This is a genomic window from Nocardia sp. NPDC058633 (assembly GCF_042717045.1).
Lineage (GTDB): Bacteria > Actinomycetota > Actinomycetes > Mycobacteriales > Mycobacteriaceae > Nocardia.
On the sequence record NZ_JBHXRA010000018.1, the window covers coordinates 26,078 to 41,637 of the forward strand.

Here is a 15,560-nt window from a genome sequence, read left to right on the forward strand (position 1 = left end):
ACGCGAACATCACTGCGAGATCTACTGAGGCCTTGCGGATCTCGGTTTCGGTCGCGCTGTCGTAGGCTGCGGACAAACCTTCTGAGGTCCAGCGGCGGCGGGTGGGCGAGGCCGTCGCGATCGACGTTCATGGCGACCATGTCCGACTGAACCGATCGGTGTCGTGTGGTGCGGCGACCGATTGCCTCACTGCCCCTCAGGCTGCTCACTGCCCGTCGCCGGTGCAGCATCTCGCGGTGTAGGAGTGGGAGCAGCCGGTGTCGGGTGATCGGAGCCCGGTTGGGGCAGGCCGAGCGTGGTGACGATCCCGGTCTGCTGGTCGAACATCAGCGACCCGTGACCGAAGTCGACACGTGCACCACCTGGGACCGGATACTCGTTGCTGCGAGGCGCACCCAGCGGACCGCTGTACCCGCCGAGCTGGGCGAACCGCTGCCCTATCCGCCCGGCCACTTCATAGACCTGACCTCCCGGGGCTTGGAACAGGTAACCGTTGACGAATTCGACGTACTGTCCACCCTCGGCAGTGGGAACCGGGTCCGAGGCCGCCGACCCCAGCCGACCCTGCGGACCGCCGGCATCGACCCAATGCCGGGCCAATACGTTGTGGTCGACCAGATTCAACAGTTTGCCCGTCAGCGCTAACACATCGGTATCGGGATCAGGCTGCGCGGGCACCGGCGTCGTCGAATCCTGTCCGTCCGATGTCTGTCTCCGCGGCGCACCCGTGTTCACATCCGCCGCGAGACCGCGAATACGGTCCATGAGGGCATAAGCGGCGTCCCCGGCGCAGGCGGTATTTCCGACATCGCGGTGGGAGAACACCACCGGCAACTGCACTTGTTCGCCGGTGCTGAAGGGGGTGAATTCGGTGCCTTCGGAGATCATTGTGGTGGTGCCCAGAGGATCCAATCCCGCGATGCGAGTGCGCCATCCGATGAACTCGCTCATCGCGGTGACCGCGGTCTGCGTCGGTTCTTCGGATTCGTGATTTCCTAGGAACGTCACCCCGGCGGTGTTCTCGTTGAACCCACCGGTGTGCGCGCCTTGCACGGGCCGGTCCAAACCACCGAAGTGACCCTCGAAGATCTGACCATATTTGTCTACGAGCGCGTTGTATCCGATGTCGCACCACCCCAACGTTTCGGCGTGGTAGGCGTAGATACCGCGCACGATCGCGGCGGACTCGGCCGGGCTGTAGTCGTTGCGGCCCGCGGTGTGATGCACGACCACACCACCGAGGCCGTCGTCGTATGTCGGATCCTCGCACCGCATCGACTCGTCGGCGCCCCATTGGGCACGGCTGATCACTGCGGGCCCACCGCCGGCCAGCGCTGCCGCGTCGGCCGACAGATTCTGCTCGCCGTGCCCGGGATCGAGCAATACCGCAGTCAGGTCCGGGATCGCGGGGCCGAGATGGTCCGCGTCGGCGACCGGGCTCGGTCCCTGTAGTTCGTGCTGGTCCGTGGCGCCAGTTTCGTGGGTGCTCAGGATTTGCACCGTGTCGGTGTCGCCGACATAGACCGGTTCGCTACCGTGCATCCGCCCTCGGCCCGGCGGACGAGCCGCGACGCTGTCGTCGGTCCCGGCCTCGAACCACGCACTCCAGGAGCCGTCGAGTTGGCGGGCCCGCACCATCGTGGTGGTGCCCTCCAGATCCGGCGCGGTCAACCCGATCATGCTGAAACGGCTCTGGTGGGTGAGCTCTTTGACTTGCGCGCCGACTCGATCAGCCAACTGCTCGGGCACCACGCCAGGGTCCAACGCCGGAGTCCGGCCTGAGACCGGCACAGCCGCCTCGGCGGCGATGAACCCGATCGGATCGACCCCGGAGCCTACGGGTAGCGGCGGCGCGCCGGGCACCGGTCGCAGATCAGCGAGCCGCAAGTCCGGCATGTGCAGGCCTGTGAGTTCGCGTAGCGGCAACACCACTGTCGGAACCCCCGACAACCCGACCTGGGCGGTCGCAATCTGCGAAAGACCGTCGATATCACTGTCGTTGGAGACCCGGTACTGTCCCGCACCGCCGAGAAAGGCGGCCGCGACCGGCGCCGCGACCACAGCCACCGCGACCAGGGGGAGCGCGTAGGACCGTTTGCGCGCATAGTTCGGCACCAGTACTCCTGCTTCGATAGACACAGCGTCGATGGCAGGCTCGAACCATCGCCGAACCTGTACCACCGATCACACCAACCACAATCACCCCAAGTCTGAAGTGCCGCTTGAGACTATAGCTAGGTAGTAACTGGCTGCGACACTGGGTCTTCCGGCAAACGAAGAGCCCGCTATCGGACAGCTGGTCCTGAGTGCCACCGCATCGCGACCGGTCCCGGCGTCCATGCATTCGTCGGCTTCGGGTGGCTTCGTGGTCAGCGACCTCCCGCGGATCCACTGCTGAGTGAGACCCAGATCGCAGCACCAGCCGGTGATTCGCGATCGGTGACGCTGCCATGTTGCCTGTCGCGATCTGCTGAGCGTCGGTCCCGAGCCTGCTCGGTATTTCTGTTGCGCGGCTACGGCAGTTTCGGCACGATAAGTCGCCTGCGCACTGGACAGACCGGTCCAGCGCGATCCTGTGTCGGCCGAGGTGGAATCTGACCATGCCGACTTCCGCGGCGAACGACGAGTACACCGCGGGGGCGGTGCGTCTGCTGCGGTTCAACCGTCCGCTCAGCGCGCTGTTCACCGCGAGGATCGTGTCCTACGCCGGCGACTCGCTGAGCCTGGTCGCGCTCATGCTGCACGTCGCGAACACCACCGGCCAGGCCCTCGCCGTCGCGCTGTTGCTGCTGGTCGGTGACTTCGTGCCGTCACTGCTGAGCCCGATCGCCGGCGCCGTCAGCGACCGTTTCGACCGGCGCCGGGTGATGATCGCCTGCGAACTGGTTCAGGGAGCGCTCGTCGCGCTCATCGCCCTGTCGCTGCCACCATTGCCACTGCTGCTCGTACTGGTTGCCGCGCGAGCCATCGCGGCGAACATCTTCATGCCCGCCTCGCGCTCCGTGGTCCCAGCGCTGGTCGCCGACAAAGAACTGCCGGTAGCCAATTCGGTGATCGGCTTCGGCGCAAACGCCGCTGAAGCCTTCGGCCCGCTGCTCGCGGCCGCCATGCTGGGGTTCCTCGGCGTCCGCGGTGTGCTCTTCGTCGATGCCGCATCGTTTCTGCTGTCGGCGGCAGTATTGCTCGCGATCGGCCCGATGCCACCGGAGCGCACCGAAGGTGTCCAGGAATCGCTGCTCACCCAGGCGAAGACAGGGCTCGAATATATTGGGCGCACCCCCGCACTCCGAATCATCTGCCTCGGCTTCTGCGCGGTCGTCGCTTGTAACGGTGTCGACGACGTCGCCCTGGTCCTCCTGGCGAAAGAGACACTGCACTCCGATGATTCAGCGGTCGGTCTGTTGCTCGGCGCGGTGGGCATCGGCCTGCTGATCGGTTACGCGCTGGTCGGGCGCGTCGGCACCCGGCTGTCACTGACCGTACTGCTGATCGGCGGCTTCTTCGTCAGCAGCGCGGGCAATCTGCTCACCGGTCTCGCCTGGTCGGTGGCCGCGGCTTTCTCCGTGCAAGCCGTGCGCGGCATCGGTATCGCGGCAATGGATATCGCGTCGAGCACGCTGCTGCAACGCATCGTGGCGCCGGGAATGCTCGGTCGCGTCTTCGGAAACCTCTACGGCGCCATCGGTATCGCCGCCGCAGCATCCTACGTCGGAGGCGGCCTGCTCCTGGACACCACCGATGCGCCCACCACACTCATCGCGGCGGGCAGCAGCGGTATCGCGGTGACAGTGGCAGTCGCACTCACCCTGCCCCGTGCGCTACGCCGAAGCCGGGCAGGCACTCAGAAGTGACCGGCGAAACTTTCCGAGCTCGGGCGCGAACCGACTGCGATCGGACGGTACGCCCGCTGTGTGTGGAGAGACGAGGCCGCGATCGGCGAATAGAGTGCGTCGCATGCGGTGGATTGCGGGACTCGGAGTGGTTGGCGCGGCGGCGGTCGTGTTCATCAAGCGGCGTAATTCCAAGTCTGACTTGGGGTATTACCGAAAAGCCATGACGCTGGTCCGCGAAGCCGGCTTCACGGAGAAGCAAGCCGATGTAGGCGGGTACCGGACGAACTACGCTGAGGGGCCCGCTCGCGGTACTCCGCTGCTGCTGATCCATGGGCAAGGATCCCGATGGCAGGACTATCAGCGTGTGCTGCCGGAACTCGCTGAGCAGCACCATGTTTACGCCATCGATGTGTACGGCCATGGCGGTTCGGCCCGGTTGCCCGGTGACGAGTACACGAACGTCCGAATCGGTGAGCTGGTGGCGCGGTTCGTGGACGAGGTGATCGGTGCGCCCGTACTGCTCGCCGGGCATTCGTCGGGCGGGTTGATCGCCACCTGGCTCGCAGCAGCACGCCCCGACCTCGTGCGCGGGGCGGTGCTCGAAGACCCGCCTTACTACTCCTCGATCATGCCCAGGGCCGCGCAGACCACCGGCGGCGACATGGCTCGAGTGACACACGACTTTCTGGGACAAGCCCACGAGCGGAACTTTTCGCGCTACTACATCGAAAACAGCGGCATCTTCTCGTTTTTCGGACCGCTCGCACGCCCGATCACCGCCTACTCCCGCCGCTACCTTCGCACCCATCCCGGCCGACCGCTGGAGGTCTTTTTCCTGCCTCCGGTGCTGAACATCTTCTTCCGCGGAATCGCAGACTACGACCCGTTGTTCGGCGCGTCCTGGTTCGACAACGACTGGTACCGTGGATTCGATACCGAGGCCAGCCTGTCCGCCATCACCGCACCCGCCGTGCTGATCCACACCAATTACTGGTTCCAGCACCGCAAGTCGTACTACGACAAAAACGGAATCCTCATGGCGGCCATGGACGACAAGGACGTGGGCAAGGTGCTGGCACACCTACCCACCGCGACACTGGTCGAAGTCGACTCCGGTCACAATGTCCACTTCGAACGCCCGGACGTCTTCGTCCGCGCAGTTCGTGAACTGGCGGCGAAGGTCGAGTAGAGCGGCTGCCGGCGACAATCGGCGCTGTACGGATCAGCGATCGCGCCTGCTTACTGCGAGTTCATCGGGTTACGCCAGGAGAACCATCGGGGAAACCCTGTGACCAGTTCGGGGTCTCCGGCGAGTCGGAGCCGATCGGAGCGAGTAGCGATCTCGACGGTCGATGTTCCGGCGACCAGTCGGTGCAGCTCCGGCAGCTCACCGGTGACCCACAGATCGGTGTCGTATCCAGGATGTTGCCGGCATGCGCTGACTTCCTCCGAGGTGAGCACGAGCCACCCGCGTTCCTCGGTCGTCCCGTGCACAATGAACTCGATCGTCACCCGGCGAGTGGGCAGGTGGTCGCGGCGGACGAACTGACGTAGGCGCCACAGGGCTGAGGCGGCATCGAGTTGCTCGTCCTCGGGGTCACCGAACGACCACCGGCGGGCCCAATCGCCGAGTTGCCAGACCAGATCCTCCAGCGCGGCACCGGCGGGGGTCAGCCGATACTCGGGCCGGTCCTGATCATCGAGTACTCGGATCACCACACCGTGGAGTTGCAGCCGACGTAGCCGTGCCGACAGTAAGGTCCGGCTGATTCCCGGCAGGCCGCGATGGATGTCGTTGAACCGGTACGAGCCGAGCAAGAGCTCGCGCACCAGTAGCAGCGTCCACCGATCACCGACCACCTCGACTCCCGCCGCCACGGGGCAGTATTCGATTCCGCGTCCCATGCGCACCCCAGTCCAGAATTTGTACCGGCCTTCGAGGCTACTCGTCCGGCAGGCTGCCGCCATATCACTGGCTTTGTGAGAAAGGCGGCTGTCCATGAGCACAGCGACCGAACACTACGATCGGTTCCTGGCCGAGCACTACGTCTGGATGCTCGGTGGTGACATCGGCACCGTAGTGGCGGATCAGCTGGAACTCTTTCGCCGGCTCGGACTGGACACGCGCCGCCAGGACAAAGGTGCCGCGTTCGACCTCGGCTGTGGTCCGGGCACTCAAGCGCTGGCCCTCGCACAGCTCGGGTTCACGCGGGTCACCGCGGTCGACACCAGCGCGGTGCTGCTCGACGAGCTCACCCGGTCCGCCGCGGGGTACGGGGTCGAGCCGATCGTGCGTCCGGTTCATCGGGATATCCGTGGCGCCCTGCCGGATCTCGCTGACCCGGGTTCGGTCGAAGCAGTCGTCTGTATGGGCGACACCCTGCCGCATCTGCCCGGACGTTCGGATGTGCGGCAGCTGATCGGGGAGGTCGCTGTGGCGCTGCGGTCGGGCGGGAGCTTCGTCGTCACCTACCGCGACCTGACACCGGTGCTGCACGGCAGTGATCGTGCCATCCTCGTCCGCCAGGCAGATGACCGAATTCTCACCTGCTTGCTCGAGTACACCGACGACAACACGGTCGCCGTGCACGACCTGCTGCACGTCCGACGCGACGGCGGGTGGACGCTGACCACCGACAGCTACTCCAAGCTGCGTCTGCCGCACCAATGGTTGAGCGCTCACTGCCGCGCGGCGGGGCTCGATATCGCTCACGACGACACCGGCCCGGGTGGCTTGCGGGTCTTGCATGCCGTCAAGCCCTGATTCCGGCCGACAGCAAACTCGCTGGGCCGCACTGTAGTTGGGTTCGGGGCCGCTGATCCGCTGCGTAGCGAGGTCGCCACCTCCACCGTCGCCCCGAGGAGAAAGAAGCCATGAACCTGAAGATCATCCACCGACCACCGTCCGTCAGTGACACCGAGCGGCCCGTTCCTCGTTGGGCGATGCGCTTGGCCTATGCGCTTCCGCTACTCCTGCTGCCGTCGTGCCTGTGGCGACTGCCCTTCGCTCTGCACTTCGACATGGGGCAGGTTCAAGAGGGCGGCATGCCTGCCGCTTGGGCGGCTTGGGTGGGCATCCTGTACATCCTCGGGCTCAGTGCGTTGTCGGAAGCGATCGCGTTCTCGACCATCGGGCTGGTCCGGGGCTGGGGCGAGGTGGCGCCCGACTGGGTCCCGATCCTCGGGGGAAGACGCGTTCGGCCGCTGGCGGTATTCGGCCCCGCTGCCCTCGGCGGCCTGATGCTCACGTTTCTGTTCACCACTGTTCCGATCGGCGGGGGTCGGGAGCTGACCTTGTACGGCGTCATCGACACTGTCGAATACAGCAACGCCGCCTGGGCGACGGTGGCGACCGTGTGTGTTACCCCTCTCGCCGCCTGGGGACCGATCACCCTCGCTCTCGCGATCGCCTACTATCGCCGTCGAACCGTCGCCATCACGACCCTCGCTCGAAGTTGACCGACAAGGGGCCAGGGTTATCGCCCACGCCGGTGCGATCACCCGACAACGTCGTGGCCTCGGGTCCGCACCCTGCTCCACTCGGTCTTCGACCAAGCCGACCCCGAATCAGTAGAAGTTGCCCCAACTCTGTCCAAGGGCGTCGACAAGGGCTGCTGTTGCTTCTCGAGCCGGTAACGATGTCCGCCAGAAGACGTGACCATCCGGCCTGACGACGACCGCGCCGACAGTACCGACCTGGAACAGATCGATCAGAGCGCCGGAGTCTTGCTCGATCGCTGCGATGGACACGACGGTGATCCCGGGGGAGGGCACCCGGCTGTGCGCGAGGGCGCGGCGCCAGTGATCGCCGGCAAAGGAGAACAGGGTCAGCTCGGTGACGTCCACTGCATCGTGTATCGGGATCGATTTGCCGTCGACCACGACGAGCGCATGCGGCAATCTCGCACCGGGGTAGGTAGTGGGTCGATAGTCGACGACATCCTCCGTCGGCTTCTCGGTCTCGTCGGCGGCAACCAGCGGGCTGTCGTAGAGATAGCCGAATTGCAGACCTGTCGATACGAAGTGCTCGACTTGGTCGGGAATCGCGTCGGCAATGAGCTGCCGGAATTGCGCTGACCGGGGAGCGTCCGGGCGTAGTAACCGAGCGCGGCGCATCGCCTGCCCGGTCGCGGCGACAGCCAGCGGCGCGACCAGCCGCCCCGGAATCAAGGCGAGCGGGCGACGACGCACTGCCTCTGTCGCCTTCTGTAGCGTCCTATTGGTGATACCGACCCGCCCGCCGATGGCGTCGAGGCGAAAGTGATTTGCCACGCTCTGCTCGGCGAATTGCTCCACCACTGGACGGCGCTCGGTTTCGTAGGTATCCAGCAGGTCTGGCGAGGCGGCCCCGCAAAGTACGGCGTCGAGCTTCCACGCCAGGTTGTGCGCGTCCTGCACGCCGGAATTGAGACCGAATCCGCCGGTATGGGGGAACCGGTGTGCGGCGTCGCCCATCAAGAGAACGCGTCCGCGTCTGAAGCTGTCGGCGGTCTGGGACGTCATCACCCACGTGCCCGTCGACTCCAGTTCGAAGTCGTTGCCGCCCAACACCGTAGGCAGCATGTTCTGCCAGAACCGCCGGCTTTCGCGTGCGATGTCCTGGTGGGGGTGCAGATACGCGGTCATCAGAATGTAGCGGTGGTCGGCGTGCGAGATCAGCACTCCGCACAGTTGCGGGGTGTAGATCCAACTCAGCAGCGGCCTCGCGTCGTCCGGGAAGAGCGTCGTGCACGTGAAGAACGCGCTGCCCATGTTCGCCAGGACAGGGCCGGTGAGCGAGATACCAGCCGCGTCCCGTGTCGTACTGTTCGCTCCATCGCAGGCCAGAATGTATTGCCCGTGGACAACCGAGGCCTCGGCGCCGTCCGCCGCCCTGGTCGAGACGCGGACGTCGCCCGTAGTGGAATCGACCGTAGTCACAGTGACTCCGCGCCGGAAGTCGACGAGCGGTTCGCGGTCGAGCGCTTCCCACAGCACAGGCATCAAGATGTGTTGGCCGATATGGGAAACCAGGTAGGGGCTCTGGCTCTCGACCTCGGCTTTCCGCTCGGGGTCCGACAACAGATCGATCGAGCCGATGGCAGGGTCGGCGAGTGATCCGTACCAGCTGATCAGATTGACGGTCTCGTGCGGCGGTGACATGGCCGCGATCGTTGCGGCCAGGTCGGGACTGTACTGGTGCCAGATCTCGAGGGTTCGTGCATTGATGACGTGTGCGGCGGGATGAAACAACGGCGTGGTCCGACGTTCGAGGACCACGCTCCGGATGCCGCGGGCGGCGAGCAGCAGAGCCGCGGTCACGCCCGCCGGGCCGGCGCCCACGATCACAACCGGTGCCCCGACAGCGGTGTCTCCGCTCGGGTTCGTCATCGCACGACTGTGTTCTGTGTTCCCAGGTCGATCGACCCGTCATCGGTCCTGATGCTGGCGGTGACGACATCGTCGACCGAGAGATACTTGGGGTTGTTCTGCTGGCGTGCGAAGAAGATCTTCCATTTCAGTGCGGGTGGGAGGAGCTCACCGACCATCTGCACGATCCTGGGTGGCGCCGAGATGGCGGTACCGATCGGCGTGCCGGTCAAGAGGATGTCACCCGGCGCCATGTGCTGGAAACGGGCCAGCCTGGTGAGTGCCGCCGCGGGCGGGGTGATCAGATCATCACCGATGAGCTGGTCCTGACGCGTATCTCCGTTGACGGCCAACGTCATTCGAAGCTCGGGAATACGGCTGAACTCGTCCTGATCGAGGAGTACCAGTCGCGGGCCGACCGGGGTAAAGGTGGGATAGGACTTGCTTTCGTACACCTGCGTTCTGGTCAGCTGGATCTCGCGAGCGGAGACGTCGTTCGTCACAACCAATCCTGCGACATACTGTGCGATGTTGTCCTCGGTGACCGTCGTCCCGAGGGGAATCTCGGCCCCGATGACGACACCCAGTTCGATCTCGTAGTCCAGCAGTCCCACCTCGGCCGGAGTGCGAATGGGATCGTTCGGCCCGCTGACAGATGCCGATGATTTGCGGAAGAATGTGGGATGCAAGGCATTCGGGTCAGCACCGGTGTCGAGGGCGTGGGATCGGTAGTTGAGCAACTGCGCCACGACCCGGCACGGAGCGGTAACGGGGGACAGCAGCTCCAGTTCGTCGACGGTGCGGGTCTTGCCCGTCGCGGCGACGATGGCACCGCGATCGGCGAGTAGGTCCCCGGTGGTTCTGGCGTCGGTGTCGATGTGGACTGCACGGTCACTGTCGACGCGCCACCACCCGGCAGTGCTTCGAACAACGCTGATGCTCATCGAATTCGCTTTCTACTTCGAAGATTCCGGCGTTTCGGCGATCAGAGGGTCCGGAAATTGAGGGTCTTCTTGTTGGCGACCACCCGGCGCCCCGGCCTGACTCCGGCTTCCCGGCGTCGAAGTTCTTCCTCGGGTACCCCGTTCCGGAGCTGGCCGAGCAGGAAGTCGGGGTCGATGTTGACGCCGATCGGGTTGGCGGCGAACTCGTCGGTGTAGAAGAAGGTCGAAGTGTGTCCGGGACCGAAGTTCTCGACCTGGAACTCCAGGCGCACCCCATCGGGGTCCTCGTAGTACAGCGAGATCGTCGGGCCGTGATTGATGCTCCACACCGGTCGGATCCCCAGGCGTTTCAACCGCACGTAGTTCTCGAGCAACCGCTCGAGCGAGTGGAAGGTCAGTGCGATGTGGTCGATTCCATACACCTTTCGCCGAAACCTGGCCAACGGAAACAGGAACTTCAGAGGTTTCGGCACCGGAATGATCGCGAGACGATGCGACTCGTCGTCCCAGGTCAGGAACGTGACAGTGTCGTCTTGGTAGGTGATCTCAGCGCCGAACACCGTGCCATACCACTGGACCAGCTGATCGCGGCGGGCGGATTTCACCACCCAGTGCGCAATGAGGTCCGGAGCCGATCGCCTGCGGGCTGCCGACTGCGATCCGGTCACGGGTGACGGTGTGTTGTGGGTCGATGAGTCCATCCTCGTCCTTTCTGAGGTGGGGGCTCGATGGCCGTCTCGGGCTGCTTCGACGCGTCGCCGAGTCGCGGCTCATGTGATCGACGCTACTCGAAATTTTGACTATCAGTCAAGAAATTGATTTTCAGTCAGAATCGGTGCCGGGAGGGCAGCTTCCGTTAGTCTGTGTGCGATGGCGAGAGATACGTCCAAAGGTGCCGACCAGGCTCGTCGTGTAAGCCGCCCGCGTCGAGATCGGCGACAGGCGCTCATCGACGCCGCGATCGAACTGATCGGCGAGGGCGGCGATGCCGACATCAGTGCGGCTGCGATCTCGCGGCGGGCGGGCGTGGCGCACGGATTGCTGTTCTACTACTTCACCGACAAGCAGGGACTGGTCGCCGCGGCGTTGACCGATGTCCTGGCGAAACTGGCCACCTTCCAAAGCCCCAGAGTCGACGAACGTACGACGCGCGCGCGTCTGGAGGGTTTCGTGCGGCGACACATCGAGTTCCTCGAGAACTACCGCACCGTGTACGTGAAGATGGTCCGCGAGGGAATGTTGGCCGACCCGGACATCGAGAGGGTAATCCAAGACGCCCGCGCTGAAGGAGCGCGACAGGTTGCCAGGCTCGCCGGTCTGGGGGAACCCCTTCAGCCGTTGACGCGCGCCGCCATCAGGGGATGGGTCGGATTTCTCGATCAAGCAGCCGACGAGTACTTCGAGGCGCCGGAGTTGGATCTCGATCCGTTGGTCGAGTTGACGGTCGATACCTTGCTCGGCGTCATCGAAGCTCTCGACTAGTCGGTCGCACCGACGTGAGCCTGTGCTCGGGGCGGGCGATCCTGACGATGCCGCGGAGTTCGAAGCCCGCCGAGGAGATCAGGTTTCGGCTCGCCGCGACCTGGTCTTTCACAGATCTCGGCGTATGCCGCTGTGGGGCGAGCCGTCCGTCTCGGTCGACAGCACCACATCCGCGACGGTAGTCAAATGTGGACGGCCGCCGTCGGTGCTCACCTGTTCCAGCACGAGGCGGCTGGTCCGACCGCGCAGACGCAGCGTCGCTATCTGGTTGCCGAAGAAGGGGCCGGTGACCCGACTCCACTCGACCGACACCGGGGGAACGGTGGACACCCGGTCCAGGAGGAAACGCGTCACCCGTCCGGCGGCCCGACTCCACGAGACCCGGAAAATCACCTTCATGGCGGTCGGAACGTAGTTGTGCATCGGCGAACAGGTCAGCTGGTAGACCCGGGACCGCACGGCATCGGGGAACTGCGCTTGCGCGGCATAGGCGTGGTGAACGTCGCCGGACAGCACGCAGATCGTGGCGGGCGCTCGTCCTCCCGGGCCGCTGCACTGTCCGCGCCCGACGCGGGCGATGAGCCGGGCGAGCCGATCGAATGAATCTCGGAAGGCGGCCCAATGCTCCAGATCCGCTGAGCGCCGCAATTTTTCGGCCCATCCGGTCACACGTCGGCCCCGCACCCCTGAGGCCAGGCGCTCATTCCACGACTCCAGGTCGTGGACGGCGCGCGGCAGCAGCCACGGCAGCGAGCTCCCCAACAGCAGGTGGTCGTAGTCGCCCTCGGTCTGTTGTTCGATCCACGAGAACTCGGGCTCGGAGACCATCGACCGCGTGCTGTCGTCGAGTATGCGTCCGCACCGTGAATCGATGACGAGCAGCCGGGTGGTGCCGAGATCGCGGCGATACGACCATTGCGCTCCCTTGGCGCCGTCGGCTTCTTCGTCCGCCGCGGATGCGAAATCGCGGAGCAACTCCGCGCAGTCGCCGCCCTCGGATCGGATCCGCTGGTAGAGCTCGTCGTCGGCCAGGGCTGCGGGTGAGAGGTTGCCCAGGTGCTGGTAGATCCAGTACGACGACAACGCGCCTACGATGCGTTCCTCCCACCAGTCGGTGGCCTCGATCTCGTCACGCCACGATCTGGAGGTGTTCCAGTCGTCGATGACGTCGTGGTCGTCGAAGATCATCGACGACGGAACCGTGGACAGCAGCCAGCGCACCTGCGGGTCGGACCATGACTCGGAATAGAGCCAGGTGTACTCCTCGAAGTTGCGGATCTGGGCGCCCGGCGGTTGGTCGAGGTCGTGCAACTCGTCGATGCGACGGAAGATCTCCGGGGACAGCAGCTCATCGGCGTAAACCTGGTCGCCGAGCAGTAACAACGCGTCGGGCAGATCCTCGGGTGGGCGTTCCATGACTCGCCGCGCATAGGCGTCGAGCGCGTCGGCGTCGAAGTGGTCGTTGTCCCGCGTCGCCGCCGGTGTGGCGAATCGGCACGAGCCGAACGCGAGGGTCAGATCGGCGTCGCCTCTGAGTGTGCGAATGACGGACGGGTTCGGGGCGTCGGGCAGCGGCCAGACGCGTGTCCCGTCGAGATCGACCTCGTACCGCGTGACCGAACCGGCCGCCAGGCCCGTAATCAGGACGAGAGCGTAATGGTGTCCGGCGATGGTCCAGGTGTGTTCGTGGTGGCCGAGGACCTCGACAGTGCACGGTGCGGACGTCTCGACCCAGACGGTGGCGTCGCATTCGCCGACGTGACGCAGCAACGGACCCAGAACCAGCTCGGTGCTACTTTCCGGCTGCCGTGCCATCAGTCCAGACTATGTCGTGGACCGGCTGTCGAGGGGCATTCTGCCCCTTACGGAACTGAATCCGGTTCGTGATCGAGACACAGTCATCTCATACCAGGCCCGATCACTGTCCTGGCAGGATCGTCGCGGTCGGTGCTGCTGCGACGGTGGGGGTGACTGCCGTTTCGCTGGTAGCGGGGTAATAGTCGGCGGTCTTGGTGCCCGCGAGGAAGTCGCCGGTCCAGCCGAGTGCGAGTGTGCGGAGCACCGTCGTGTTCGCGATGCTCGGAGTGCCGCACAGAACCGTACCCAGTGAATCCGAACTGGTGCCCTCGGCGTCGGTGTGCGTCCCGTTGCTCACACGGATGCCGAGGAACGGTCGATGAAGCTGTTGCTGGACTGCGGTGGTGCCGCTGCCGAGGTTGTTGCACAGCGACGGTGCCGCGGCGATCGTCAGGATGGGTAGGTCGGTGGGGTCGAGGTCGGCGAGTGCGCGGTCGCTGTTGTCGCCGAGGAAGGATTTCACCGGATCCAGCAACACCAGACCACGCAGGCGCGAGAACACCTCCTGGTGCGCGACATGAAGGCGATGTGCGACGAACGCGACCGCCTCGGCGCCGGCGGAGTGGCCGACGAAAACAAGGTCGCTGGGCAGTGGTGGGGCGACCATGCCCGCGCGTGCGGCCGCGGCCGTGAGGCTGCGGGCGAGTACGCCGTCGGGGTCGGTGGCGGTACCGAACAGGGTCGCGACGTTGTCGAGGAATCCGGTGTTGTCGCCGAGATTCTGCAACGTGCATCCGCCGAGATGCAGGAACGGCAGTGCGGGCGCGAAGACCAGATAGCCGCTGTCGGCGAAGGTGGTCGCCAGCTGTGCGAGGTTGCTGTTGGTGCGGGCGAAGCCGTGCTGGATCCAGACCGTGCCTTTGGGGTTTCCGGTCGGCAGGTACCAGTCCGCGCTCTGCTGCAGAGTGGTTGCGGTGCAAGGGATATCGATCGAGCCAGGCAGTCGCGACGCGTCCCCTCCGGCGGTCGGTGCGGTAATGGCGGTGATGGCAATGGTGCAGGCGGCGATGATGGCGGCGCTCGCGGCGGCCGGTACCGAACCTCGAAAACTCATGGTGACTCCAACAAAGGCGCAACGCATGTTTCGCTCTGCGGAACGGCGTTGCATAATTGTGATGGTTCATTAGCGCCCATATGCGCGTGGATGTCAAGTGGTGGCCTGGCGACGTGTGGCCGTGAATCGGCACTGGACGGCGCCGGTGTGAGCGCGATAAGTTTCCATGGGTGAAACGCTGTTCCAGAAATAGAGAAGTACGGTGAGCCCGGTGAGATCGGCGCTGTATGTCCCCGGCAATCGACCGGAACTGTTCGACAAGGCACTGGCCGGTCCTGCCGACATCGTGCTGCTCGATCTGGAAGACGCCGTCCCGGCGCGACAGAAGGAGACGGCGCGAGCCGAGGTCTCCGCGTGGCTGCGCACGGTCGCCGATGCCGGACAACGGATCTGGGTGCGGGTGAACTCTGGTTCACTGTGCCCCGACGACTTACGGGCGGTGGCACTGCCCGCGGTGTCTGCGGTATGCCTGGCCAAAACTGAATCAGCGGAACAGGTTCGGGCGGCGGACGAGGTGTTGCGGGAGTACGAACCGCGCGTCGGCGCGATTCGGGTGTGCCCGCTGTTGGAGAGCGCGGCCGCCGTGCTCGACGCCGCGTCGATCGCCGCCGCCCCTCGGGTATGGCGGCTGCAACTCGGGGAGGCGGATCTGCGCGCCGATCTGGGAATCGAAACCAGTTCCGACGAACGCGAACTGTTGGCCATCCGCACCCACGTGGTCCTCGCCGGCGCGGCGGCGGGAATCGCGCCGCCGCTGGGGCCCGTCGACACCGATTTCCGCGATCTGGACCGGTTGCGTGAGCGGACGACAGCGTTGGCGCGGATGGGATTCCGCGGGCGTGCCTGCATCCATCCCGCGCAGCTACCCGTGGTCAACGAGGTGTTCACCCCCGCCGCGGCCGACCTGGAGCGGGCCCGCGTGCTCGTGGGCCGATTCGAATCCGCCGCCGGTGGCGTCCTGCTCGATGAGGGCGGCAAAATGGTGGACGCGGCCGTGATCCGCCAAGCGCGCCGCCTACTGGAGGATTGACACACATGCCG

The 15,560-nt window shown here is 65.3% G+C and carries 13 protein-coding genes; 6 read left to right on the top strand and 7 right to left on the bottom strand.

Annotated elements, in window-relative coordinates; all coding sequences use genetic code 11:
• Positions 1-186 precede the first annotated feature (186 nt).
• Positions 187-2,139, bottom strand: coding sequence for an N-acetylmuramoyl-L-alanine amidase (locus ACFWUR_RS23025; RefSeq protein WP_378909466.1), 1,953 nt, complete (start codon positions 2,137-2,139; stop codon positions 187-189).
• Between the two features lie 461 nt (positions 2,140-2,600).
• Between ACFWUR_RS23025 and ACFWUR_RS23030 the strand changes: the two genes are divergently transcribed.
• Both ACFWUR_RS23030 and ACFWUR_RS23035 read left to right on the top strand, forming a co-directional pair.
• Positions 2,601-3,851, top strand: a complete 1,251-nt coding sequence (locus ACFWUR_RS23030) for an MFS transporter (protein WP_378909467.1) — start codon at positions 2,601-2,603, stop codon at positions 3,849-3,851.
• Positions 3,814-5,022 (top strand): alpha/beta fold hydrolase, encoded by a 1,209-nt coding sequence (locus tag ACFWUR_RS23035; protein ID WP_378909469.1) that lies wholly within the window; start codon positions 3,814-3,816, stop codon positions 5,020-5,022. Before ACFWUR_RS23030 ends, ACFWUR_RS23035 begins: the two co-directional genes overlap by 38 nt.
• A 50-nt stretch (positions 5,023-5,072) precedes the next feature.
• On the opposite strand, the gene ACFWUR_RS23040 is transcribed toward ACFWUR_RS23035, so the two are convergent.
• Positions 5,073-5,738, bottom strand: a complete 666-nt coding sequence (locus tag ACFWUR_RS23040) for a winged helix-turn-helix transcriptional regulator (RefSeq protein ID WP_378909470.1) — start codon at positions 5,736-5,738, stop codon at positions 5,073-5,075.
• A 94-nt stretch (positions 5,739-5,832) separates the two neighbouring features.
• Here ACFWUR_RS23040 and ACFWUR_RS23045 point away from each other — a divergent pair, with 94 nt between their 5' ends.
• Together ACFWUR_RS23045 and ACFWUR_RS23050 are read left to right on the top strand one after the other, a co-directional pair.
• Positions 5,833-6,597, top strand: coding sequence for a class I SAM-dependent methyltransferase (locus ACFWUR_RS23045; RefSeq protein WP_378909472.1), 765 nt, complete (start codon positions 5,833-5,835; stop codon positions 6,595-6,597).
• 110 nt (positions 6,598-6,707) lie between these two features.
• Positions 6,708-7,292: a hypothetical protein gene (locus ACFWUR_RS23050; RefSeq protein WP_378909473.1), complete on the top strand. Its 585-nt coding sequence runs from the start codon at positions 6,708-6,710 to the stop codon at positions 7,290-7,292.
• Between the two features lie 108 nt (positions 7,293-7,400).
• Here ACFWUR_RS23050 and ACFWUR_RS23055 read toward each other — a convergent pair whose 3' ends face one another.
• From ACFWUR_RS23055 to ACFWUR_RS23065, 3 genes are read right to left on the bottom strand one after another with little or no spacing between them, the layout of a single operon-like run.
• The gene (locus ACFWUR_RS23055; RefSeq protein WP_378909475.1) at positions 7,401-9,203 is read right to left on the bottom strand and encodes an FAD-dependent monooxygenase; all 1,803 of its coding nucleotides are present in this window, start codon (positions 9,201-9,203) and stop codon (positions 7,401-7,403) included.
• On the bottom strand, positions 9,200-10,126 hold the full coding sequence (locus ACFWUR_RS23060; protein WP_378909476.1) for a fumarylacetoacetate hydrolase family protein: 927 nt from the start codon (positions 10,124-10,126) through the stop codon (positions 9,200-9,202). The genes ACFWUR_RS23055 and ACFWUR_RS23060 overlap by 4 nt, the downstream gene beginning before the upstream one ends.
• 41 nt (positions 10,127-10,167) lie before the next feature.
• Positions 10,168-10,794 (bottom strand): VOC family protein, encoded by a 627-nt coding sequence (locus tag ACFWUR_RS23065; RefSeq protein ID WP_378909478.1) that lies wholly within the window; start codon positions 10,792-10,794, stop codon positions 10,168-10,170.
• Positions 10,795-10,996: 202 nt separating this feature from the next.
• On the opposite strand from ACFWUR_RS23065, the gene ACFWUR_RS23070 reads away from it, so the two are divergent.
• Complete coding sequence (locus ACFWUR_RS23070) at positions 10,997-11,608, top strand: TetR/AcrR family transcriptional regulator (RefSeq protein WP_378909480.1); 612 nt, start codon at positions 10,997-10,999, stop codon at positions 11,606-11,608.
• 108 nt (positions 11,609-11,716) lie between these two features.
• On the opposite strand, the gene ACFWUR_RS23075 is transcribed toward ACFWUR_RS23070, so the two are convergent.
• Together ACFWUR_RS23075 and ACFWUR_RS23080 are read right to left on the bottom strand one after the other, a co-directional pair.
• Positions 11,717-13,423, bottom strand: a complete 1,707-nt coding sequence (locus ACFWUR_RS23075) for an alkaline phosphatase D family protein (protein WP_378909482.1) — start codon at positions 13,421-13,423, stop codon at positions 11,717-11,719.
• Positions 13,424-13,526: 103 nt separating this feature from the next.
• Positions 13,527-14,519, bottom strand: a complete 993-nt coding sequence (locus ACFWUR_RS23080; protein WP_378909483.1) for an alpha/beta hydrolase — start codon at positions 14,517-14,519, stop codon at positions 13,527-13,529.
• Positions 14,520-14,730: 211 nt separating this feature from the next.
• Between ACFWUR_RS23080 and ACFWUR_RS23085 the strand changes: the two genes are divergently transcribed.
• Positions 14,731-15,549 (top strand): HpcH/HpaI aldolase/citrate lyase family protein, encoded by an 819-nt coding sequence (locus ACFWUR_RS23085; RefSeq protein WP_378909485.1) that lies wholly within the window; start codon positions 14,731-14,733, stop codon positions 15,547-15,549.
• Positions 15,550-15,560: the final 11 nt, after the last annotated feature.